Origin of the sequence: Lactobacillus amylolyticus (assembly GCF_003999355.1) — a bacterium.
Taxonomy (GTDB): Bacteria; Bacillota; Bacilli; order Lactobacillales; family Lactobacillaceae; genus Lactobacillus; species Lactobacillus amylolyticus.
Window position 1 is genome coordinate 875,290 of record NZ_CP031835.1, and the last position, 24,009, is coordinate 899,298.

Sequence of the window (24,009 nt, forward strand, 5' to 3'; positions counted from 1 at the left end):
CTGATAAAAAGTCAAATACAATAGACAAGTACTTAAAACTAAAATGCTACTCAGAAGTGCGCTTCCCTTTGACCGCTTTCTTTTCTTCTTTTGCTTCATCCGGTTTCTCCCGCAACTTAAAATACAATTCTGATTTTCGTCCATCTTCTTCAGTAATAAAAATTTTGATTCTGTTTTTGCTCGTTTCAAATTCTGCTTGATCAACATTTAACAATAAAGGCATATGTCCACTTGCATTAGTAGTTACCCTGATCATGTTTTTATATTTTCCTAAAACATATACTTTATTATTGTCTTTCAATCCGGAAAAATCCGCTTTTCTGCTATTTGATAATTCAGGCAGTGCATAAGACTCGTGCTCTTTTAAAAAATTGTTCAACTGAATGTAGGAAAAGGCTACCTCATTAACCGGATGCTTTAAATGACGTGCTGTTTTTAAACTAACCAGCAAATTCTGCAGCGCGATCACAATTAGCAGAGTGATAAACACTGAGAAAATTGCTTCAATCAGCAAAAATCCCTTTTTAGCTTTCATATGCTACTCCCTAAAAACATGATCATGAACAACGACTTCCTTAAGCTTAAATTCATTCAACATATAATTCGCCAATGCCCGATCGCTGCGATACTCAATTTTCTTTTCAAACTGTCTGCTATCAAGAATCATTGTTGTAAAAGCAGTCAGTGCAATCAACGTGATCATCAATGCTATCAAGCTTTCAATCATTAAAAAGCCTTTATTCTTCATCATAGATTATCTTTCCCCAAGTCATTTGAATTCGCAGTTTCTTAGAATATTTGCCATAAGCAAATCGCAAAGTAGTAGGACTAACTGAACCATTTCTTTGAATTTCATAATTATGAAGGTTGGCATTCCTGTTGAATATAGTGAGGTTGGCTGGCATATCTATTCTCTCTTCACCATTCTTGCTTTTAATTATTAAACAACGGTCATATTCACTGTAATCAATACACACATTTTGATTCTTTAACACTGCCATTCGACTTGCTCGTTCAAAGCTGTTCCTAAATTTTTCTACAGCGGCATAAAATACTAGCTGTGTGCGATATTCTTTTAACTGCAAACTGCCAACAGTTGCTAATAGACATACGATGAACAAAGTAATCAGTGCTTCGAGCAAAGTGAAGCCCTTACTCTTGCTTTTGTCTAACTTTGCCATCTTTATCAATCTCATATTTTCCAAGTTTGCTCTCTTGGTCCTTAGTCAAGTAATCACCATCTTTTAATACGTCCAAACTGGTAACTTTTTTGCCTGGATGATTGTCCTGGTAAAGTTCAACCTGTGTTTGCAAAGTCGAAACAAACGCTTCATCCGTTTTCTTTTGCGCGTGATTTCTTTGGTTAACCAAATTTGGCGCGATAATGATTAAAAGCATAACGATAATCGCAATAACAATTACCATTTCAATCAGGGTAAAGCCTGATTGTTTGCGACTCTTTTTCATTAAATTAATTAAATAGTTTTTAACTCTCTTTTTCATCGTTATATCCCCTGCATCATGCTGTACATTGGCAGCAATAATTTCAAATACATTCCAACAATACATAACCCTAAAATGATGAAACAAAATGGCTGCACGCTAACAACGAGCTTTTCAATTCTGCCTGTTAATTCTGTAAACAAACTGTGACCCAAAAGCAGACACCGTTTGCTGAGGCTGTCTCTTTTTGATCCGCTCTGCAACAATAGCAGTAAATTATCAGGCAAAAAATCTTCTTCCTTGATAATTTTTTCTAGACTTATTCCTTGATTCAATCTTTCACCGATTTTTTTGCCTAAATATTGCTGTAACGAACCAGCATACTGCTTAGCAGCGTATTCACACATTTTCTGCAACGAAAAACCACTCGCAAGCAGCATTCCAATATCGTAGACCACTAAATAGTTGACATAAGTTCTAATAGTTTTGCCAATAAAAGCATATTTGCTTAATTTTTTCAGAGAAGCATAATCTTGTTTAGCTAGTAGCGTCAGCATTTTGGCAAAATAAAATACTCCGCCACCAATGATAACAACCAAAGATAATAAAATAATGTCACCGGTATAATTGCTGCTTTCCTGAAATTGCTTAGAAACAAAAGTCTGCATAAAAAGCAGCAAGACGATCATCATCCCTGCCAAAACAAAAGGATATGATAGTTCTACCAATGTCATTAAGTTAAGACATTGACAAAGCTGATGATACTTTTTAAGACATTTATCGAATTGTTTTATTCGGTAAATGTCTTTTTTGATAGCACAAATAAGCCATCACAAGATAGCCATTTCGAATTAGTTTAAGCTGCTAAACGATAAGGGAAGCCAATCACTAATTTAGCTCTTAAATTTCGCTTATCCTTTCTTCCCGGTCTGATCGGAGTTAAATAAAATGCCATATCCAGCAATAATTGCGTGAAGGCTTTATCTGAATTATCGCTTATACCAAAATACCGCCGCCAAACACAGCAGGCCATTTTAAAGTCTATTCGATATTGATATTTTCCCTGAGAATAAGGTTTTGAGCTAGAAGCAGCTGATAAACTCACGGCGTTATACATTGCAAAGTGAGCGTATATTTCCATGTAAACAAACTGATCTTTTTTAGAATGAAACTGCACTCCGCTTAAATCATATTTAAGCTCTCTAAAAGACGTTTCTATTCCCCAGCGAAGATGATAGATCTCTTTCATTCTGGCTAAAGGAAATTCGTCACGGTCCAAGTTAGTGATAAGAACTTCCCACTCATCAGCTGAACCTGGCGGATTAATTCTAAACTTGCAAACCCGAAACTTGACATTGCATAGGCCTTCGAAATCCCAGCGCCAGTCTTTGGTATTTTTTGAACGGATAGCTTTATAGTGATGTTTTTTGTGTAGAATCAGGTGCAGAAATTTTTCCCTGTCTTTATGAGTAACGTAATAATGATGTGACGAGGTTACTCTGCAAGACAGGTCAATATCATATTCTTGTTCTGACATACCAGCAATTTCTTTAATAGCGCCATATCCAGCTTTAGTTCTGATCACATAGTGACAATGCTTTAGCCGATTGCAGTTTTCAATTAGATTAAAGCTGCTGTAGCCACGATCCATTAGAACTATAAAATCTTTTTCTCGTTGCGCTAAGTTTTTTAACATTGCAAGAGCCGCGTCACGTTCATTCATTTTTTGTCGCGGCTGAAAAACTAAATCCAAATATAACTTGTTTAGAACATCATAGAGAGCATTTACGTGAATCTGACAATATCTTCGACCATCTTTGCCTTGAAAAATATTTTCCGATTTAGGATTAAAGGGCTGATCAAAATCAGAACCATCAAGCGCTACAACTAAGTATTTGTCATCCAGTAATTGCAATGCATCGCTTGCCTGACTAAGCTTAGCCATAATTTCTTTAAAACACTCGGGCTTTAATTTAGCCTTTTGTTGTTCGAAAGCTGAGACTGTCATTCTAGAATTCACATCGGGAAAAGCATGAAAAATTTCCGAGTTTAAGCTGCCCGCTCCCATGTTGAGAATCAGCTTAATCAAATCAGTCGGATTAAGCTTGCGACAGCGGGTAAAAGCCTGATCTGAAACAGAAAAATCATGAATGTTGGCAGCGATCTTATTGATAATACTATCCATCAGTTTTAAAATATTTGAGTGAAGGGATTTCATGAGAGACGCAACCTTTCTATGAAAGACCGAATAAGAGATAAAGAGTGAGCAGAAGGGCGAATAAACTCTGCTCACTTTTTATTTTAAAAAGAAAAAGAACCGAATCAAAATGATTCGGTTCATAAAGCTAAACTTTCGTCAATGCCTTAACTTAATGACATTGATAGTTCTACCCACAACTTTTTAATCTGCTGATTCTTTAGGCGGTTAATTATTGTCAACTGCGACAAGCATTCAACCAAATTTCCCTGACTCAATGCCAAGTTAATCTGCGTAACCGTAGTTTTTGAAAAACCTAAACGCAAAAGCTCGGTTGTAAGCGACCCACCATTTTGCATTCGCTGATTTAAAGTAATTAATAGTTGTCTTTTTTTGGGCCACATAACAGCCATTAATTCCAAACTGCTATTCAAAGAAAAGCCGTTTTTTAAACTGCTCTTTAGATAATCTAAGAATTCGAGCTGTTCTTCTCCATTTAATTTATCCTTCTTTGAAGAAACTGTAAGCATATTCATCAATGGCTCCCTCCTCTTTAAGTTTGATAATATTCTCTTGCCATAAAACGAATTCGTCACGAACATCGCGCATCAAATTATCTTGAAGTACTTGTCCACCAGCGATATCCATCAAGCATGAAAAGCCGCTGCCATTTTTGGGCAGCAAGCGCTGATAAGAAACCGCCGTTAAACAGTTAGCTAATTCATCATTGCGAATTCCTAATCCTTCAAGTCGGGTAATTGTCTGTAAGGTACTCTTCGCGTGCACCGTTGCTAAGACCAAATGCCCACTTAATGCAGCATCAATGGCTAGTCTCGCTGTTCCTGAATCACGAATTTCACCGATAATTAAAATATCAGGTCGATGCCGTAATGCCGCTTTTAACAGGCTCTGATAATTAATGCCGGCCTCATTATTGATCTGCGCTTGCAAAAAACTGCTCTCATGTACTTCAACAGGATCTTCAATCGTCATTACGATTTTTCCTGCTCCAATTTTTTTGGCAATTTCATACATCGTTGTTGTTTTGCCTGAACCCGTGGGACCACTAGTTACAATTAATCCTCGCTTACGACTAAACTGCACAATTTGCTGCAACTGTTCTGGAAAAAAATAGCTGCTCTGATCAGTTTGATAAATAATTCGAATGACTAGCGATTCTTGATCATCAAAATCACCCAAACTGGATAAACGCAAGTAATATTCAGTTTCATCATTGCAATAATTCATCGCGCCTACTTGAGGTCTGCGATGTTCAGCAATATCCATTTGCGCGGCGTATTTAAAATAATTGATCAATCCTATTCCCATCTGCCGCTTGAAATCTCGAACAACTTTCACGCCGCTATCTTCACGAAAAGCGAGCTGATAACAATCACTCTTTGGCAAAAAGAAAATATCGCTTATTCTTTTCTGAACTGCCTGCTGCAAAATTTCTTCAATTAATTCTTTTATTTGCAAAAAAATCCTCCTTTTTAGCCCTCTATATATTAAGTACGTAAAAAAGGAGAATTTTACCGAAAAAATTTAAAAATTAAAAAATCGTCTAGCCTTTCGACTAGACGATTCTATTAAGAATTATTCATCATCATCTGCTGCAGCAGTGTAAACATTTTGAACATCGTCGTTATCTTCAAGAGCATCAACTAAGTGTTCAAATTGTTCCTTCTTATCTGCTGGAACTGGAGTGGTGTTTTTTGGAATCATGGTCAATTCTGCGTTAGCAAGTTTGTAACCATCCTTTTCAAGAGCATCACGAACTTGTGCGAATTGCTTAGGATCAGTATAGATTTCAAAAGCATCATCACTAGTTTGCAAATCGTCACCACCAGCGTCCATAACATCAAGCAAAACTTGATCTTCGTCAGCATCAGTAGTTGAACGATCAATTACAATGTAGCCCTTACGGTCAAACATGTAGCTAACTGAACCAGTAGCACCAAGAGAACCACCGTTACGAGTAAAGGCAACACGAACATCTGAAGCAGTTCTGTTCTTGTTATCAGTTAAAGCTTCGACAAAAACAGCAACACCACCTGGGGCGTAGCCTTCATAAGTAATTTCGTCGTAGTGTTCGTCTGAGTTACCTTCAGCCTTCTTAATTGCACGTTCGATATTGTTCTTTGGCATGTTGTTAGCACGTGCCTTATCAATTACCATCCGCAAATTAGGATTCCCTGAAGGGTCAGGACCACCACTCTTTGCAGCCATATAAATTTCACGAGATAACTTTTGGAAAATCTTACCTCTTTTTGCGTCTTGCGCATTCTTGCGGCCTTGAATATTGTGCCATTTTGAATGTCCTGACATTAGAATCCTTCTTTCTTTTATTTATATTATTAACGTTAATTATCTTAACTCACACACTATTAAAATTCAATATTATCAGTGGTTTATCGCTTTATTTTTCCCGATTTTCATAGTAACAGCCAAGCAAACTAATTAAAATAATAATTCCACATAAACTGCCAGCTCCATCCAGCATTACATCATGAACGCTAGGAGTACGATCACCTGTTAAATATTGGTGATATTCATCAAAAGCAGCAAATGCAATAGTCATAAACCAAACAAAGAATGGTCCCGTCCATTTAAAAACAAAAACTCTTTTTAAACCAAAATAAGAAAAAATTCCTAATAAGAAATATGTGCCGAAATGGGCCAATTTTCTAACAAAAAATTGTGTAAATCCAGCTATTCCACCATCTGAAACTCGGTTATGCCAGGCACCGGCGTATTTGATATTCCAGTTTTTGATTACCGGTTCAATAAAACCAAACCGGCGTTTAATTTCTGCTGGATCCATTTCCTGCTGCTTATAGGTCATTGAACTTGAGATAAAAAGTACGACTAACACAAGCAATGCCAATGTCAAAGAGATCTTTTCGGTTTTAGTAAATTTAAAGTTCTTCATCAATTTCTCCTCAAAATTTGCGACTTAATAGCCAATTTATTGCCAACTGTCAATTATCTGTCAGCCATCAATTATTTGACTATTGTGCATTATTTTATTCGCCAGCTGATATAATAGTGACTATAATAGTGACTGTAAATAAAATTTTACTAAATATTCTAAAACATATTGATTATCAAAGGAGATATCAAAATGTTTAACTTTGTTTTTTGGGTTTTAGCTATTTGGTTTTTAATTAACGTGATTTGGATGTGGTTCAAACTTGATAACCAATCTTTACAAAAGACCTTTGCTTGGATTAATGTTGCCGCTGTTGTAATTGGCTTCTGGGTCTTTTACGGCGTAAGTCATCCAGCTGGTGCTCTTAGCAATTGTTTCTTAGCAATCAACTGTCTAAACGTTGTATTAGCAATAGTACAATTCTACTTCGGCTACCGCAAATTAAACAAGTAATTGGATAGCTACAATTGTGAATTATTATTAGCTTATGCCCTACAATATTGTTTATTGTAGGGTTTTTTATATAAAATTGAACTATTATGAAAAAAGATTTACGAACTATTAGAACAACCACTGCCGTTAAAACGGCATTCATTGATATTCTGCAAGAAAAAAGCTTTAACAAAGTAACAGTCAGTGAAATTGCTAAAAGAGCATATATATTGACCAGCAAACTTTCTAACTGCATTACACCGATAAATACGATCTTTTAGCCCAACTAGTAGATGATGTAATAAAAAACATTAAAGAGATTTTGGACGAGCGATTGCATGAAGGTCCAGCGCTAAAGAAGCTTGAAAGCATCTATCGTATACATGGCGATTATCTGCGTACAAACAAGCCGCTAATTACTACTTTGCTAAAAATCGAAACTGACAATATTTGCTAAAAAAAGAACTGCAAAAGGTTTTCATTGAAAAATATCAGTCTGACACCCAGCACCAGCTCATGCCATTTCAAGCTGACATAATGTCGATGCTCTATATTCAAACTTTACAGCTGTTTCTTAATGATGAACAAGAATTGAATATCGAAGAAGCCAATGATCTGCTCAAAATGATCAAGGAATTCATCAGTTAAAACAAGAAAGCGGTTAACTCTAGTCTTTCATCCCTTTTCTATGTAAAATTAAATAGAAGAAATTATAAGGGGTTAGAGTTATTGAATGAATATCAGATTCAAGAATAAATCGCCAGGAATTTTCTAGCAAAAATAAAATATTTTACTAGAAAAGGGCGAAAAATTTAAAGTGGATGAAATTAAAGAATTGAATCCTGAAAAAAAGTTTATTTCTTGGCAAACCTTGTTTTTGATGGACTTGTGTACAGTAATCGGCATCGACGATATCATGTACAACTTTCAAAACCAAGGCATGTCAGTTATTTTTTCTTGGGTAGTAATGGTATTGTTTTACGTTATTCCTTATTCCCTGATGGTAGGACAATTGGGTTCTGTCTTCAATAAAGAAGGCGGTGGCCTTTCATCATGGGTTCGCAGAACTGATGGCGAATTCTTAGGCTACTTTACTGCATGGACCTACTGGGCAGCTTCAATTCCCTATGCTGTTGACTCAGCTAATGAAATCATAGTTGACCTGGGTTGGGCCTTGACCGGTTCAGAAAAATTCCAAAGCAAAATTTCTAATAGTACTTTTGCTATTTTGACTTTCTTGATGTTTATCATTTTCATTATTGTCGAACATCACTTTTCACGGTCAATGGAGCTTTTGTCAACAATTGGTGGCGGCTTGATGGTTGTCATGACTATTTTGCTGGTATTGCTTGCTTTTGTAGGTTTGGCAAAATCCGGTGGTCACATGGCAACTCAGCCATTTACTTGGAAGATGATGCTGCCTAACTTCAACTGGCACTATTTCTCAACTATTGCAATGCTGATCTATGCGATGAATGGCTGTGAATTAGTAGCACCATATGTCACCCAAATGAAGAAGCCTCAATATGACTTCCCTAAAGCGATGATTGCTTTGGCTGCGATGACTGCTTTCTTAACCATCTTCGGTTCCTTCTCACTAGGAATTTACTTCAATGCCTACCATATTCCTAATGACTTGAAGATGAACGGTGCCTACTACGTATTCGATATGATCGGTCAACAATATGGCTTGGGCAAGGGCCTGCTCTTCTTCTGGGCTTGGACTTCAGTCTTCTTCAACTGCGCATTGCTTGCAGTTTTGCTCGATGCGATGACTAGAATGCTGATTTCCGATACTGGTGAAAAATACATGCCAAAATTCTTACGCAAGAAAGACAAGAACGGCTTGCCTATTAACGGCTATATCTTAACCGTCTCATTATCAGCCTTCATTATGATTTTGGGTATCTTCCTGCCTAACATGAATGATATCTTTAACTGGCTTTTGAACTTGAATGGAATTGTTTCTCCTGGCGTTACCTGCTGGATTTTCTACTCCTTCATGTGTGTCAGAAAGAATTCAAAGACATTCTCTTCAAAATATGTTTACATTAAAAATGACAAGCTGGCATACACAGTTGGCTTAATCTTGCTTGTCGTTACTGCAGTTGCCACAATCATGGGCATTACGCCACAAGACGTAGCGCAATATAGCGGCACTTGGTGGTACGAATTAATTATCAACATTGTTTCCGTTGTTGTCCTGATTGGATTAGGTGCCATCTTGCCAGGTATTCGCAGACGTGAGGTCAAATACGGCATTGCTTTTGATAAACCGCAATGGATTTCAATGATTGCCCTGATTTTAATCGCAATCATTGCTGGTATTTCATTAGGCGCTACTAAATTACCACTGCGAGGACTTTACATTTTCATCGAAGAAATTGCAGTCCTAATCATCGTTTGGCTAATTGGACGACGTAAACCGGATATTAACAATAGCTTTAAAGCTGAAGAATAACGTCAAAGACCACAGACAATTTGCCTGTGGTCTTTTTTAGTTTTATGAATAAAGCGCTTACTGTATAATGGAAGTAACAGTTATAGAAAGGAATTAATAATCATGACAGAAATTCCATTCAAAGCCGTTGCAGTTGATGTTGATGGCACCTTTGTTAGAGATAATCTAACTTTTGATCAAAATCGTTTTGAGCGTATTTTGGCCCAATTGAAGGCCAATCATATCCATTTCATTGTGTCCAGTGGTCGGCCACTTTCACGTCTAAAAGTAGACTTCGCCAATTTTTTAGATCGAATCGACTTAATCGCAGATAATAGTGCGGTGCTGGTGCAAGATAACAATATTATTTCGACCCACTATTTGACACCACAAACTGGGCAAAAACTTTTAGCTTTCATTCAAGAAAAATTTTCAAGCGTTGATATTTGCGTTAGTGGCAAGGATTACGCTTATTATTTACAAAGTGCACCTAGTCATTTTAAAAATACGATGAATTATTACTATCCTAACAGTATTGCTTTGCGCGATTTCACTGAAATTCCTGCTGATGATCGCATTATAAAACTAACGCTAAACTGCCCAGCAGATTTGGCAAGCACGATTGAAGACAGTTTTAACAGCGGTTATACTGAACGAATTCACTGTACAACAAGTGGTTATAAAGATATTGATATCGTTCCATACGGCATCAATAAAGCACAAGGATTGAAATACTTTCTGCGTTACTTCAAACTGACTTCCGATCAATTAATTGCCTTTGGCGATGGCATGAATGACAAGGAAATGTTAGAACTAGCCGGTTACAGCTATGCGATGGCTAATGCCAATCCAAAATTATTCCAAATTGCTAAATATAAAGCACCAAGCAATAATGACAGTGGCGTGCTTAAAGTGCTGGAAGATTATTTAAATAAGTAAAAAGAAGCAAAAAGGGCCTAGAAAATCTAAGTCCTTTTTTACTCTCGTTTTTCATCTTCGCTATCTAAAGTAACTTCACCGACAACATTCGTATTAAAGAACTGTGCTACCTGATGCACGTCCATACTTTGTCCTAAAGCCCACATTAACTTGGTAATTGCACATTCAGAAGTCATATCATGAGCACTGATCGCACCTTCAAGCAAAGCCAAACGGCCAACTTCATATTTGGTTAGATCGCTTCTTTCATACAAACACTGACTGCTGGCAATGACAGGTATTCCTTGCCGAATCAACTTGCCTACTGCACCTACCATATTGCGCCGGATATAGTTCATTCCGCCCATGCCATAAGCTTCAATAACAATCCCATGACAGCCGCTTTTTGCCATCGCAAAAAGAAGATTTGGATCAAAGCCAGGGAATAATTTGACCAGCGAAACATGGGAGTCAATATTGGTATTTAATTTGCAAGGTCCGCTTACTGCTTTTACCTTTTTTTCAAATACCATTCCATCAGACGTAATTTTAGCCACTGGCGGTACATTGACGCTTTCAAAAGCATTAAAGTTAGTCGTTCTTACCTTAACTGTTCGACATCCTAGCATTATTTTGCGGTCAAAGGCTAAATAAATGCCCGGTGCACACTTTGTTGCAGCGGTAAAAGCTAAACGCAAGTTGTCAGGTGCATCACTCAAAACAACGTTAATTGGGACCTGGCTGCCAGTTAAGACAACAGGTATCTCTATTCCCTGCAGCATAAATGAGAGCATTGAAGCCGTATATGCCATCGTATCCGTCCCATGGGAAACGACGATGCCATCATAATCGTTTCGATACTTAAAGATTTCTTCAGCGATAAACTTCCACTCTTCAGGCTGAATATTAGACGAATCAAGCTGTAAAATATCTTTTACTTCAATCTCAAACGGCAATTTTCCCAAAAGCTTGATTAGCTGCTCACCTGATTTTTTAGGAACTAATCCAGAATCAGAAATTACTGAAGCAATCGTGCCTCCTGTAGACAAAAGCAATATCTTATTTGCCATGTTTATACCTGCTTTTCTAATCTTCTCTAGCCTCTGCTAAAGCTTCACCAACCGCGGTTTTTACTGCCTCGGTCAAAATACTTGCACTTGAAATACCATCGATATTGACAGATTGTGCATTGATAATTTGTCCTTTAAATTCTTCTTCAAGGGAAGGTTCAATCGGCTGTTCGCCCTTCAAACTGTGCAATTTTACATCCACAATTTTGTTTTGAGCGATTTCTACCTCAGCTTTTACCCTTGCTGTTTGCTCTAGTTCAGCCTCAAATACTCCGGATTAAAATGCACTTTATTCCTATCATTTTCAAGCAATTTTATTCTTCTTTCGTCCTTATCCAATCCCCATTTTATCTTTATTATTCTAACAAAAGAAGACAAAAAAGACTGGTTTTTTCCAATTTTTTATAAAATCTTTTAATAAGTGCTTGCCACTTGCCTAACAATAACCCAGTGATTATTATTTTTAGCAAAATACATTTTCACTTGCAGCGGCCAAGTATTAATGCTGCCACCCCAAATTCTGGCTTTAACTTTGTTTTGACCAATAAGAGAAGCATGATCTTCATCAATTTTAATATCTGAAACATTTTCCTCAACCGAAGAGTAATATTTCATTTCTTCATTTTGAATTTGATCAATCCATTACATTTTAGGCTGAACAAAACCGGTCATATGAACTAATTCCATGCTTGGAGCAAGAATCTTATTCATAACAGTGATATCATGCTTGACCATTGCTTCATTTTCTTGCCGATATAATTCGATTATTTCCTGTTCATCTTTTTTGTCATTTTCATTTCACCTGACTTTTTTAATATGGTTCAATGTTAATGCCAAAATTGAAAATAACCAATTTGAAAATCAATACTTAAAAATAATTTATGCTTATTATTTTTGAAATTGCTTCTTCAAAAGATCGGCAAACGTTTCAATGTAGAAGCCGAAATTATCTGCCTTCCAAAATGCATAATACTTTTGCTTAATTTCTTCATGATTGTTGAACCAAGTCAAGGTTTGCAACGCCTGGGTTCTTGCTGGTCCGGTTATTCATCAGCAAATAACCCTGTCTTGAAGCAACCATCATTGCAGCTTCATTAGCACCAACAATTAAAATGCATGGCAAATCTTCCAGTTCAGTGCTTTCAACCTTTTCTTTATCAGCAGCAAACGTTCCTTGACTAATAATTACTTTATAATCGCTGCTGGTTAAAAAGTCATTCATATATAAATTAGAAGGCGTTCTCCTTAAATCACTGAAAGCAAAATCAATTTTGTTATCTTTTAGAGCCTGATAAAGTTGTTCATGACCACCGCTCGTGATCTTGATTCTTACATCTGGATAAGTCTTAGAAAACTCAGCAACTGCCTGTAAAAATTCAGTGGTACCGAAGTTGCGCAAATAAAATTATCAATAACGTCCTGTCCATGATGATAAAAATATTGGCCAGCCTTTGTAACTGTGAAGCTGCGTCCCTTTCGATGCAAAAGCTCCACGCCTAAATTTGCTTCTAATTCTTTAATTTGCTGTGATATTGCGGGCTGTGAAATATGACATTCTTCAGCTGCTTTAGTGAAATTTTTATTCTTAACAACAGCGATAAAGTATTGAATTTGATTAAACATAAGATTCCCCCGCTTCTCTTTAAAAACTCGTTATAATTATTATAAGGATTGCTTTTATTAAATAAAAATAATTAAAAATAATAGTAGTATACGGAAACTGTATAGTAGGAGAAAAGATGAAATTCGTTTTAGCACCTGATTCTTTTAAAGAGAGCATGCCGGCAAATGAAGTGTGTCAAGCAATGGAAAGTGGCATTCGTCAAGTCATGCCTGACGCAAAAATCATTTCTGTTCCGATGGCCGACGGCGGTGAAGGTACAACTAGCTCTTTAGTTGATTCTAGGAAAGGACAATATATTAAAAAACAAGTCACTGGTCCCCTCGGAAAAAAAGTAACCGCCTATTATGGGCTAATTGATCATGGGAAAACAGCAATTATCGAAATGGCACAAGCCAGTGGCTTGAATTATGTGCCTTTTGAAAAAAGAAACCCGATAAGTATCAAAAGAGCAACAACCTACGGTGTAGGTGAATTAATTATTGATGCTCTGGATCACGGCGTCAAGAAAATCATCCTCGGTTTGGGCGGCAGCGGCACCAATGATGGCGGCAGCGGTATGGCACAAGCAATTGGGGTAGACTTTTTTGACCAAAAACAGCAAAAGATCCAGAAAAAGTTGGGCGGCGGTCAACTAAATGACATAGAACGCATTGATTTGTCGCACATTGATCCACGCATTCAAAATACAGAATTCATTTTGGCAAGTGACGTCACAAGTCCATTAATTGGCGCAGATGGCGCGAGCTATACTTTTGGCCAGCAAAAAGGAGCTGATGCACCTACACAAAAGCAGCTCGATTGTAACTTGCAGCATTATGCTGAGGTCATTCAAAAATGTTTTAAAAAAAATATTGCGCATATTCCAGGAAGCGGGGCTGCAGGTGGTTTGGGCGCAGGTCTTCTTGCCTTTACTCCCGCAAAAATAATGCCGGGCGTTCAAGTCGTAGCTAAAGAAAATAAACTTGAAGCAAAAATCAAAGATGCAGATTATGTCTTCACCGGTGAAGGTGGAACCGATTTTCAAACTAAATTTGGCAAAACACCCTATGGGGTCGCCCAAATTGCGCAGAAAAACAATGTACCAGTAATTTCCTTAGCTGGCTATTTAGGTGATGGTATTGATCAGCTATATGGATGCGGCTTTACGGCCATCTTTGGTATTTTGGCAAAAGCATCCTCTTTGGATGAAGCATTAAAGGATGGTCCGACCAATGTTGCTCGCACTACTGAAAACATCGTCAGATTAATTGCAATAAAAAAATAAAATGCCTGCAAAACAGACATTTTATTTTTTTGACTGAATATAAGTCAACAAGGCTGCACAGGCTTTTTTTATTTGTCTAAAAGCGGCATCAAAATCATTAGTGTACCATGGATCATCGATATCACCATAATCGTCGGCAAAATAAAGCAATTTATATTCTTTATGATCAGGATCGCCACCAGTAATTTGATTCATATCCATAAAGTTTTCTTCATCCATACAGATTAGATAATCATACTTTTGATAATCATCCCTGACCATTTTCCTTGCAATATGCTCACCATAAGGAACACCTTGTTTTTCTAATTCACGCTTTGCTCTTATGTCCATTGCATGTCCTACAGCATCGTTAGTAGCAGCAGCGGAATCAATCAAATATTGATCACCTAATTTATTCTGATGAACCAAATCCTTCATGACAAACTCAGCCATGGGTGAACGACATATATTACCATGACAAACAAACAATATTTTATGCATGTGAAGCATCATTCCTTTTTATCCATTTTAACAAAAACAGCCAAGCAATAGCTAAAACAATGCCTATGATTAACCCTGTCCAAATACCGGCCTCAAGCTGAATTGAAATACCCTTGTAAACCGTGCTCTGCAACTCATTATTTGCCTCGTTGCAGAAATACCACAATGCTCCAAAAGAAATTATGGAACCCAGCAGAAGCGGAATCGAAGCAGTATACCGTTTGAGCCACATTAAAACTGTACTCAGAATATAAAGCAAAATAATGACAAAAATTGAGTAACGATAAATGCTAATCAAATGGTGAACCTGCCTAGATTCTTCACGTAATTTAGCATTGATTGCTTCAACAATAAAACGATTGATTACATCTTCCAAACGATTTTTGGCCTTAAGGCCCAAATCTCCTGTACTTACCTTCCCCTTATCATCATAAACGCTAGTTAAATGATAAACATCTGCATAAGAAAATTTTAAATTGACGTGCTTAGGCAAGCCACTAATCAGCAAATCCTCCAAACCAGATTCTTTGACAATTTCGACGCCGCTTTTAATCTCGGCATCTTCAGATTTAGAAACAGAGCGATTAATAACCGTTCTTGCCATCTCATGCGTATTATCAATTTTGATAGTAGCCGAACTTAAAAGTAAAAAATACAAAGACAAGCCAGCCAATAAAATCGCAACTAATCTAATTATTCTAGAACCATATTTCATTTACAACAAACTTCCACTAAATTACAAACTTCTTTAACGCCTTGGCAATTCCATTATGATTATTATCATCAGTAACAAAATCAGCTTTTTCTTTAATTGAACTAATTGCGTTTCCCATTGCAATCTTTTTAAAATCAGGATTCTCAAACATCGATAAATCATTGCCCTGATCGCCAAAAATCATGACATCTTTAGGATTGATTTTTAATCTAGAAGCTAAGTCCATAACCGCATTGCCTTTTGAAGCACCAATTGCATTAATCTCAATACAATTGTCCAGACTGCGAACAATATCATAGGATTCAAAAGTCCATTCTGGCAAAGATCCCCATAATTTAGCAATTTGATCACTATCTTTGGCACAAGTAAAGCCAACTTTATTGAAGGTAAAATTTTTAGGGATTTCATCACGATTTCTTACGCGCAATTCATTATTAGTTAAAGCCGCGTTAATTTGCATTTGTACTGAAAGATTACGATCTAGCGTCCAAAAACATTTGGTTGTTTCAAAATGCAAATTAACATGACTTAGCCTTTGCAGACGAAGCATGGTATTAAAATCGTGATAATCCATTTCTTGACTCATTAAGACATCGCCTGCCAAATTTTGAACTACCGCACCATTGAAGACGATCGCATATTGTTTTTCACCTTTTAAGCCAAGGATATCTTCATAAGGCATTACACCAGATAATGGCCTGCCAGACACAAGGACAATTTTTATTCCTTGATTTTTAGCTTCTTGCAAAGTTCTCTGTGTTTCTGCTGATATTGTATTTGAAGTTGTTAATAATGTTCCATCCAGATCAACCGCGATTAATTTGATAGCCATCCATTCTTCCTCCTTTACCAAAATTTAATCTTCTTTTTTATTATACAAAAAGCCGTGAGTTTCCTCACGACTTTTTAAAGTTTATTTGAATGGATATTTATTGCTTAAAACTTTTATTTTTTAATTAGGCTTTCTTTTCGTCTTTTTCAGCGTTGTGGTAAGACTTAACGATTTCGTCAACCAATTCTGGATCGTCCTTCAAGCCGGTGGTTTCAACAATGACGTCCTTAAGATCTTCATCTTTAAGCATTTGCATCAATTTAACGCTTTCCTTGTCCTTAGGTTCGTCAAAGTGGTAAATTCTACCAACAGTTTCCATCAAAGCGCTATAGTCCAAGTTTCTTTCCTTCAATTCACGAATTGGACGAATAAATCTTTCGTTGTAACCCAACTTACGGATTGGAGTTCTACCTACACGAGCAATATCATCTGAAATGTATGGGTTTTGGAATCTGCTCAAAATCTTGTTGTGGTATTCTTCCAAACTTTCTTCAGTAAATTCCTTGTTCCACTTGTGGTACAAAAGTGAACGGGTTTCGCTCAAAACTCTCTTAACTTGCTTCAAAACAAATGGATCTTTAATTGCATCACCAATTGTTGAGTAGCCCAAGTTCTTGCCAGTGTAGGCAACAGTTGCGTGACCAGTATTAACTGAGAACAATTTTCTTTCAATGTAAGGTTCAAGGTCTGGAGCGTAATCAACACCCTTTAATTTAATATCCTTGTTCTTCATTTGACTTTCGTCAATGACCCATTCCTTAAAGTCTTCAACTGAAACAAATAATGGATCATCATTGTGTTGAATTGGAACAATTCTATCAACGGCTGCGTTAGGGAATCCGATGTACTTGTCAATTTCTGGCTTTACATTATCATCTAAGTGCTTGTAGACTTCTTCTTTTAAGTGTTGTGAACCACCAATCATGTTTTCACATGCAATGACATCAAGTGGCTTAGTATTGCCTGATTTAACTCTTTCAGTCAAACCTTGAGCGATCAATGGAGCGATAATTGCCAAAATCTTAGGACCAATGGCCGTAGTAACCATATCAGTTGACTTAATTGCTTCAACAACTTTTTCTGGATTCTTGGCATTGTTAATACCATCGACATTTGAAACATGAATTCTCTTCTTGCCAGGTGCGGCCAATTCAATGTCATATTCACCGCGCTTGTTTAGTTCATCAATAATCGTTTCATTGACATCAACAAAGTCAATGCCGAAGCCATTATCTGCTAAAGTTTCACCAATAAATCCACGACCGATATTACCTGCACCAAAATGTACTGCTCTCATTATTATTCTCCTACTTCTTTCAATAAATCAATAACTTCTTGTGGAGTTTGTGCATCAGCTAATTTACCAACGTTGGAAACATCACTGCAAAAAATAGCAATTTGTGATAAAAGGTTTAAGTGCTCATTATTCAATCCGGCTATTCCGAAGACAACCGTTACCAGTTGCTCAGTATCATCACCTGGGTTGCTAAAATCAACACCCATTGGAATTTGAACGATTGAAATTCCTGTTTTCTTAATATACTTTTTACCTTCATCAGTTCCATGAGGGATAGCGATAAAGTTGCCCATGTAGGTTGAAACATCATTGTTTCTTGCAATCATTGAATCAATATATCCAGGCTCTACACAGCCACCATCGACTAGCAATTGACCAGCCATTCTGATTGCTTGATCACGAGTAGGAACATCTTGATTTAACTTAATCATATTTGGTTCTAGTTTCATTTATCTCATCCCTTTCTAGTTCAACTTGTCGATCAAATCTTTAAGTTTCTTATCTTGAAGAAGGTCATCAACAACTACCGTTTGAATATCGCTGTAACGAACAGCCAAATTCTTCTTGGCAGCTGGAGTTACAATTACCAAATGCTTTGGATCATCGTCCAATTCATCGATTCTAATTGCCTTAACTGGTGTCTTCTTGCCAGCCTTCTTCATGGCAGTTGCAAACAAGTTAGTAGCCATTGTAGCTGAACCAACGTGTTGGTCGTGACGAATAAAGTTAACTTCTTGAACTTTGCTAAAGTCGACACCTTCAATACTGCCTTCTGGATGAGTTGCTTGTGGCTCAGTCTTTGGCTTTTCTTCGATTTGAGTCAAAGCTTTTAAGTTAGCAACAATTTGATCATATTTTGGACTGCTTAAGAAGTTGCCAACTGAAATATGCATTGCATTTGGAGTATTTTGTAAAGCACGATCTGCTAATTCTTCTTGAGTTACAACAAGCAAACCAGCATCATCTTTCAAGTTTCTAACAGCAGTGTTGATTACTGGGATCTTAATTCCAGCCTTCTTGAATTTGTCACGCAATAATGAAGCACCCATTGCTGATGAACCCATACCAGCATCACATGCAAAGATGACTTTCTTAATGTCAGCGTAAGATTTTACTGAATCATGAACAGATTGTCCACTTGGCATTTCTTTGCCTTTAGATTCTGCCTTCATAGATTCCATTTGTTGTTGCTTAGCGGCTAAATCATCGCCACTGCTCTTATCATTTTTAAGAATGATAGCAGCAACGACGAATGATACAATCGCAGCACCAAGCACACCGATGATATTACCGAAGTATGAACCCTTAGCTGATACTAAGAGAATAGCTAAAATTGAACCAGGTGAAGCAGCGGCCTTCAAACCACCACCAAGCATGCTGAACAAAGCAGTACCAGTAACACCACCACAGATAGCAGCGATGATCAAGGATGGCTTCATCAAAACGTATGGGAAGTAAATTTCATGAACGCCACCGAAGAATTCAATAATAGCTGCACCAGGAGCTGAACTCTTTGAAGTACCTTTGCCAAATAACATAAAGGCAAGCAAGATACCAAGACCTGGACCTGGGTTGGATTCCATTAAGAACAAAACTGACTTACCAGCCGATGCAGCTTGTTGAATACCTAATGGAACCAAGATACCATTACCAATTGCGTTGTTTAAGAACAAAACCTTAGCGGGTTCAATAATGATATTAGCAAGTGGTAACAAGTGAACTCTAATAATAGCGTTAACGCCAACACTTGCCCAGTAGCTTCCCCAGGCCATTACTGGTCCAATGATAAAGTAGGCAAAGATCGCAGCGATCATACCCAAAATACCAAGTGAGAAGTTGTTATAAATCATTTCAAAACCAGATTTAACTTTGTCTCGAAATGCTTGGTCAAATTTCTTTAAAACCCATGCACTCAAAGGTCCCATAATCATGGCTCCTAAGAACATTGGTTCCGTAGTACCAACAATGACACCTAAAGTACCAATTGCACCAACTACTGATCCACGTTCATCGTAAACCATGCGTCCACCAGTATAACCAATTAAGAGTGGCAACAAGTAACGCAGCATTGGTGTAACTAATGAGTTAATTTCTTTGTTAGGGAACCAACCGTTTGGTGTCATAAAGATCGAAGCAGTTAATCCCCAAGCAATAATGGCACCGATGTTTGGCATGATCATACCAGACAAAGCAGTACCAAATTTTTGGACTTTCACTTTAGTTGAAGTCAATTTATTCGCTTGAGCCATTGATTTTTCTCCCCTCTATCAACTTACATTTTTATCATAAGATATGCGGTAAGCGTTTACAACACAATCAAAATAGAACTCTGGCACAAAAGATTGTGCCAGAGCTTGTTAATTTTTTCACTTGTACTATAGTTTGCGTTTCAATTCACCCAAGAATTGGCTTGCAATCGCGTTTTTCACCTGTTCCTGAGAACCGTTGGCAAACAAACGCAAATTAGAATCATTCATAATAATCATGCTTGAAATTGAGCTCATTACTCCCTGCTCAACCTCAGAAAGGTCCTTAGGCCCAAGCATTAGCAGAATGCGTTTTACCTGAATTTCATTATGGTCCATTGCTGCCAGAGTAATTTCATTATCTAAATCAAAAATTGTAAATGAACACCGCGTAATATCAGGACTGCTTGTATGGAGCAAGGCAAGGTGACTGTTTGGAATACCAACTGGAGCAAGCCTGATTCTCTTTAATAGTCTTTTGGCTACTGAGAGTTGGTTCTTAATTAGACTCCGATCTGAATGAGCCAAGCACTCCTGCACAATTGCAATTAGATCCTCAGCATTATATTCCAGACGCTGAACCTTGATGCCATTGACCAAGTCCGAGCAAAATAAAGTACTGATTGAAAATTGTGAGAGCTTTTCAACAGCATGGCTTCCACCATTTTGAGCAGGCTGCTGATTCACTGAAGCTTCTGCAGGGAATTTTTGCTCATATTCCTTGATATAAGAATGAATGTGGTTGATCTCATCATCAAGAAGCAAAGGACTGACTAATAAATAATCGCGTGAAAAACCTTTTAACTCCAGTGTTGAAAGAATAAGATCATATTTTTGCAAATCAAGTTCGGCCAAATTTGAAACACGACTTAATTTAATATGCTTAATTTCTGGGAATTTCTGCTTTAATCTTGCCCCTAAAATTGCTGAAGTACCTATCCCATTTTCACAGATTACCAAAGCACTTAAGGATTGACTGTTTTTTCTGCTGGTATATTCATTGGCAAAATAGAGCAATACAAGCTGCATTTCAGAATTTGTAAGCTGCGATTGCGGAAATTCTTTAATCCAGCTTTCTTTGACCACCTGATATAAATCGCTAAAGCGATTGCTAAGTCCTGCCAGCATTTCTATTCGCGTATTGGGCAATGGCGTGACGCGATGCTCGCTCAAACTAAGAATGTGCTGAGTTAGCCGATTGACAAAATTAGGATTTTTTTGGAAGTTCCAGTGCATTTGTTCTGAAACATTTTTAACATAGTTTTTTACTTTAACGGAAACTTCCAATTCATGGTCACTATCATATGACAAAACTGATTGGCGATGATCGCAATTCATGACCTTATTGGCTAAATAAGTAATGTCATTAGGTGAGACTGCTACGCTCTTAATTTTTGAATACAGTGACATAAATTTGAAAACATAGCCCTGATATCTTAAAGAATCATGAGCAGGCTTCACTAGCTCAGCAGAATAGCCTTCGTCAATACGCATGATTGAGACGGTAAATGCCAAAATCACTTCAATAATTTGATAATCGGAATCTAATTTAATATTGCTAAAAACGCTTTTATCTAAGCATTCCTTAACGTCAACTAATGTATCTCGATTTAGCAGCCGTAAAAAATAGTTAGGATCATCTTGTTCATGATGCAAGTAACGAAAGAAATCATAGTCATTGATTTCACTTAATAAAATTCCAATTAAAACCTGACGCCGTTCACTTTCCGGACTTGCAACCGAAATTCCTACTCCCTTTTTTCTAATCAAACTGATTTTATACTCGGCCAAGGATTTTTCAACTACATCCAGGTCATTTTGAATAGTGGCTTCACTGACATTTAAATCAAGCGCTAATTGAATTATTTTGCATGGCTCATTTGCCAATAACAAACTCGCCGCAATGGCATTTTCTCGTTCAGCCACTGTCATAGTCATTTGTCCCTGTACTTTTTGTACCGAGACATTTAATTTTTTAAGAGCGGGCTGGTCGCCTTGTAAACTATATTTTTTCTTCTCATTGCTTATTTCTAGGCCTTCTTGGGCTAAAGCTGAACGCAAATTTTCAAATTCGCGATAGATAGTTCGCCGACTTACCCCAACACGTTCTTCTAATTCTTTAATTGTCAAACCCACAGGACTTGCAGCTAGAACAGCCAAAATCTGCTTTTGTCTATCTGTTAAAAAATTCATCCTAATCAACCTTTATTTTTCACTACCACTTCTTATCTATGATTATACCCAAGAACAAAAAAGAGAACAGATTCAAAATCCGTTCTCTTGATTTTATTGATTTAATGACTATTCAACAGTAACACTCTTAGCCAAGTTACGTGGCTTATCAACATCCAAGCCCTTGTTCTTAGATGCATAGTAAGCAAGAAGTTGGGTTGGAACAACTGTTAACAAAGCTGACATGTAGTAATTGATGTCTGGCAAAACAATTGTATCTTCGTCATTTGCAAACTTCTTACCAACAATAGTGATAATGCTTGCACCACGAGAAACTACTTCTTGAATATTGCCACGAGTCAAGTCTGCCGTAACTGGATCATTAATCAAAGCGATAACTGGCGTACCTTTTTCAATCAATGAAATAGTTCCGTGCTTAAGTTCAGCGGCAGCAAAACCTTCAGTTTGAATGTAGGAAACTTCCTTTAACTTCAAAGCACCTTCCAGAGCAACTGCATGATCAATACCACGACCGATGTAGAAGGCATTTCTTGATGGTACCAAGTATTTCTTAGCTAACTTTTCAAGTTTTTCTTTACCATCAACAATTTGTTGAATACCTTCAGCAGCAATAGCTAAATCATGTTGCAAATCCCAATCTTTAGCTTCTTTGACGCCTAATTTTTCACCCAATGCCTTAGCTAAAACAGCTTGTAAGGCAACTTGAGCGGTATAAGCCTTAGTTGAAGCAACGGCAATTTCAGGACCGGCTCCTAAAAGCATAGTGTAGTTGGCTTCACGTGACAAGGTTGAACCTTCAACGTTTGTCATTGTTAAGCTTGGAATACCACGTTTATTTGCTTCCTTCAATACAACACGTGAGTCGGCGGTTTCACCTGATTGAGTTAAGAAGATGAAGAATGGGTGCTTGCTCATCATTGGGAAGTGGTACCCAGCTTCTGAAGCATAGCCAACTTCTGTTGGAATGCCAGTGTAATGTTCAAAAATTGACTTACCAACTAAACCTGCATGGTAACTAGTACCGGCAGCGAAAATATAAAGGCGATCAGCTTGAGAAACAGCATCAATGATCTTTTGATCAACCTTTGGTTCACCATTTTCATCAAGGTAATGTTGAGACATGTGACGCATTACGCCTGGTTGTTCATCAATTTCCTTTAACATGTAGAATTCGTAAGTGCCCTTAGAAACTGCGTTTGGATCAATGTTCAAAACGTGTGGTTCACGGGTTACCTTCTTGCCATCAATAGTTTCAATCGTGTAACTATCCTTGGTGATGTCACCAACATCACCATCTTGCAAGTCAACGAAAGTCTTGGTTTGATCCAATACAGAAATAGCATCTGAAGCAATAATGTTAAAGCCATCTCCTAAACCAAGCATCATTGGTGATTTGTTTTTAGCGATGAAAACATGATTTGGTTCAGTATTATCAACAAGTAAGAATGCGTAAGAACCTTTAACAAGCTTCAAAGCCTTCTTGAATGCAGTGAAAGCATCTAAGTTTTCATCACGAGCAATCTTGCTAATTAATTGAACAACTACTTCAGTATCAGTATCTGAATGGAATTTAACACCTTGTAAGTATTTTTCCTTCAATTCCATGTAGTTTTCGATCACACCATTGTGAACCAAGTAGAAACGTTTAGTTTCATCATAATGTGGGTGAGCGTTGTCAACAGTTGGCTTGCCGTGAGTTGCCCAACGAGTATGACCAATTCCAACTAATCCTTGTTCATCTGGAGTTAACTTTTCTTTTAAATTGGAAATACGACCAACTGCTTTAGTTAAGTATTCATTACCATTTAAATCATTTAAGTAAATACCAGCTGAATCATAGCCACGGTATTCAAGATTTGTTAATCCATTTAAGATAATATCTCTGGCTGGTTTACCAACAACACCAACAATTCCGCACATATTTTT

At 37.2% G+C, this 24,009-nt stretch carries 24 protein-coding genes and 4 pseudogenes; 6 read left to right on the top strand and 22 right to left on the bottom strand.

The window, feature by feature from the left end:
- Window positions 1-46: 46 nt before the first annotated feature.
- From comGF to D0Z64_RS04500, 10 genes and pseudogenes are all read right to left on the bottom strand, one after another.
- Entirely contained in the window at window positions 47-535 is a 489-nt protein-coding gene (gene comGF / locus D0Z64_RS04455) for a competence type IV pilus minor pilin ComGF (protein ID WP_080881513.1), read from the bottom strand.
- A gap of 3 nt (window positions 536-538) precedes the next feature.
- A complete protein-coding gene (locus D0Z64_RS04460) occupies window positions 539-751 on the bottom strand; it encodes a type IV pilus modification PilV family protein (RefSeq protein WP_006351788.1) in 213 nt (70 codons plus the stop codon).
- A complete protein-coding gene (locus D0Z64_RS04465) occupies window positions 738-1,181 on the bottom strand; it encodes a prepilin-type N-terminal cleavage/methylation domain-containing protein (protein WP_164742122.1) in 444 nt (147 codons plus the stop codon). The genes D0Z64_RS04460 and D0Z64_RS04465 overlap by 14 nt, the downstream gene beginning before the upstream one ends.
- Window positions 1,153-1,503, bottom strand: a complete 351-nt coding sequence (comGC, locus tag D0Z64_RS04470) for a competence type IV pilus major pilin ComGC (protein WP_080881515.1) — start codon at window positions 1,501-1,503, stop codon at window positions 1,153-1,155. Before comGC ends, D0Z64_RS04465 begins: the two co-directional genes overlap by 29 nt.
- Before the next feature lie 2 nt (window positions 1,504-1,505).
- Window positions 1,506-2,165, bottom strand: a pseudogene (locus tag D0Z64_RS04475) (type II secretion system F family protein); the annotation flags it as partial.
- Window positions 2,166-2,299: 134 nt separating this feature from the next.
- On the bottom strand, window positions 2,300-3,661 hold the full coding sequence (locus D0Z64_RS04480) for an IS4 family transposase (RefSeq protein ID WP_080881954.1): 1,362 nt from the start codon (window positions 3,659-3,661) through the stop codon (window positions 2,300-2,302).
- Between the two features lie 152 nt (window positions 3,662-3,813).
- Window positions 3,814-4,176 (bottom strand): annotated as a pseudogene (locus D0Z64_RS04485) (type II secretion system F family protein); the annotation flags it as partial.
- Entirely contained in the window at window positions 4,142-5,119 is a 978-nt protein-coding gene (gene comGA / locus D0Z64_RS04490) for a competence type IV pilus ATPase ComGA (protein WP_080881516.1), read from the bottom strand. The pseudogene D0Z64_RS04485 and the gene comGA, both read right to left, overlap by 35 nt.
- A 117-nt stretch (window positions 5,120-5,236) precedes the next feature.
- On the bottom strand, window positions 5,237-5,968 hold the full coding sequence (locus tag D0Z64_RS04495; protein WP_006352230.1) for a YebC/PmpR family DNA-binding transcriptional regulator: 732 nt from the start codon (window positions 5,966-5,968) through the stop codon (window positions 5,237-5,239).
- Between the two features lie 91 nt (window positions 5,969-6,059).
- Window positions 6,060-6,572, bottom strand: a complete 513-nt coding sequence (locus D0Z64_RS04500) for a VanZ family protein (protein WP_080881517.1) — start codon at window positions 6,570-6,572, stop codon at window positions 6,060-6,062.
- Window positions 6,573-6,764: 192 nt separating this feature from the next.
- Between D0Z64_RS04500 and D0Z64_RS04505 the strand changes: the two genes are divergently transcribed.
- From D0Z64_RS04505 to D0Z64_RS04520, 5 genes are all read left to right on the top strand, one after another.
- Window positions 6,765-7,025 (top strand): hypothetical protein, encoded by a 261-nt coding sequence (locus D0Z64_RS04505; RefSeq protein ID WP_080881518.1) that lies wholly within the window; start codon window positions 6,765-6,767, stop codon window positions 7,023-7,025.
- Window positions 7,026-7,111: 86 nt separating this feature from the next.
- Window positions 7,112-7,285, top strand: a complete 174-nt coding sequence (locus D0Z64_RS08330; protein WP_155860196.1) for a hypothetical protein — start codon at window positions 7,112-7,114, stop codon at window positions 7,283-7,285.
- A gap of 169 nt (window positions 7,286-7,454) precedes the next feature.
- Entirely contained in the window at window positions 7,455-7,652 is a 198-nt protein-coding gene (locus D0Z64_RS04510) for a hypothetical protein (RefSeq protein ID WP_080881519.1), read from the top strand.
- 169 nt (window positions 7,653-7,821) lie between these two features.
- Window positions 7,822-9,465, top strand: coding sequence for an APC family permease (locus D0Z64_RS04515; protein ID WP_006352236.1), 1,644 nt, complete (start codon window positions 7,822-7,824; stop codon window positions 9,463-9,465).
- Between the two features lie 102 nt (window positions 9,466-9,567).
- On the top strand, window positions 9,568-10,383 hold the full coding sequence (locus D0Z64_RS04520; RefSeq protein ID WP_080881520.1) for a Cof-type HAD-IIB family hydrolase: 816 nt from the start codon (window positions 9,568-9,570) through the stop codon (window positions 10,381-10,383).
- A 38-nt stretch (window positions 10,384-10,421) separates the two neighbouring features.
- Here D0Z64_RS04520 and D0Z64_RS04525 read toward each other — a convergent pair whose 3' ends face one another.
- The 4 genes and pseudogenes from D0Z64_RS04525 to D0Z64_RS08785 all read right to left on the bottom strand — a co-directional run bounded on the left by D0Z64_RS04525 (window position 10,422) and on the right by D0Z64_RS08785 (window position 13,055).
- Window positions 10,422-11,432 carry an asparaginase gene (locus D0Z64_RS04525; protein WP_080881521.1) on the bottom strand — a complete coding sequence of 337 codons (1,011 nt, stop codon included), beginning with the start codon at window positions 11,430-11,432 and terminating at the stop codon, window positions 10,422-10,424.
- 16 nt (window positions 11,433-11,448) lie between these two features.
- A complete protein-coding gene (locus tag D0Z64_RS04530) occupies window positions 11,449-11,622 on the bottom strand; it encodes a hypothetical protein (protein WP_236943497.1) in 174 nt (57 codons plus the stop codon).
- 224 nt (window positions 11,623-11,846) lie between these two features.
- Window positions 11,847-12,167: pseudogene (locus D0Z64_RS04535) on the bottom strand (nuclear transport factor 2 family protein).
- Between the two features lie 153 nt (window positions 12,168-12,320).
- Window positions 12,321-13,055, bottom strand: a pseudogene (locus tag D0Z64_RS08785) (LysR family transcriptional regulator).
- A 116-nt stretch (window positions 13,056-13,171) separates the two neighbouring features.
- Here D0Z64_RS08785 and D0Z64_RS04545 point away from each other — a divergent pair.
- Window positions 13,172-14,320 (top strand): glycerate kinase family protein, encoded by a 1,149-nt coding sequence (locus D0Z64_RS04545; RefSeq protein WP_080881523.1) that lies wholly within the window; start codon window positions 13,172-13,174, stop codon window positions 14,318-14,320.
- A 21-nt stretch (window positions 14,321-14,341) separates the two neighbouring features.
- Here D0Z64_RS04545 and D0Z64_RS04550 read toward each other — a convergent pair whose 3' ends face one another.
- The 8 genes from D0Z64_RS04550 to glmS form a co-directional block, all read right to left on the bottom strand.
- Window positions 14,342-14,800, bottom strand: a complete 459-nt coding sequence (locus D0Z64_RS04550) for a low molecular weight protein-tyrosine-phosphatase (protein WP_080881524.1) — start codon at window positions 14,798-14,800, stop codon at window positions 14,342-14,344.
- Window positions 14,793-15,515, bottom strand: coding sequence for a hypothetical protein (locus D0Z64_RS04555; RefSeq protein WP_080881525.1), 723 nt, complete (start codon window positions 15,513-15,515; stop codon window positions 14,793-14,795). Before D0Z64_RS04555 ends, D0Z64_RS04550 begins: the two co-directional genes overlap by 8 nt.
- Before the next feature lie 16 nt (window positions 15,516-15,531).
- Window positions 15,532-16,347, bottom strand: a complete 816-nt coding sequence (locus D0Z64_RS04560) for a Cof-type HAD-IIB family hydrolase (RefSeq protein ID WP_080881526.1) — start codon at window positions 16,345-16,347, stop codon at window positions 15,532-15,534.
- 124 nt (window positions 16,348-16,471) lie between these two features.
- Window positions 16,472-17,644, bottom strand: a complete 1,173-nt coding sequence (locus tag D0Z64_RS04565) for a mannitol-1-phosphate 5-dehydrogenase (protein WP_080881527.1) — start codon at window positions 17,642-17,644, stop codon at window positions 16,472-16,474.
- A 2-nt stretch (window positions 17,645-17,646) separates the two neighbouring features.
- Window positions 17,647-18,093, bottom strand: a complete 447-nt coding sequence (locus D0Z64_RS04570; RefSeq protein ID WP_080881528.1) for a PTS sugar transporter subunit IIA — start codon at window positions 18,091-18,093, stop codon at window positions 17,647-17,649.
- Window positions 18,094-18,108: 15 nt separating this feature from the next.
- Window positions 18,109-19,893: a PTS mannitol transporter subunit IICBA gene (locus tag D0Z64_RS04575; RefSeq protein WP_080881529.1), complete on the bottom strand. Its 1,785-nt coding sequence runs from the start codon at window positions 19,891-19,893 to the stop codon at window positions 18,109-18,111.
- Between the two features lie 126 nt (window positions 19,894-20,019).
- Complete coding sequence (locus D0Z64_RS04580) at window positions 20,020-22,083, bottom strand: HTH domain-containing protein (protein ID WP_080881530.1); 2,064 nt, start codon at window positions 22,081-22,083, stop codon at window positions 20,020-20,022.
- Window positions 22,084-22,191: 108 nt separating this feature from the next.
- On the bottom strand, window positions 22,192-24,003 hold the full coding sequence (gene glmS / locus D0Z64_RS04585) for a glutamine--fructose-6-phosphate transaminase (isomerizing) (protein WP_080881531.1): 1,812 nt from the start codon (window positions 24,001-24,003) through the stop codon (window positions 22,192-22,194).
- Between the last annotated feature and the right edge of the window lie 6 nt (window positions 24,004-24,009).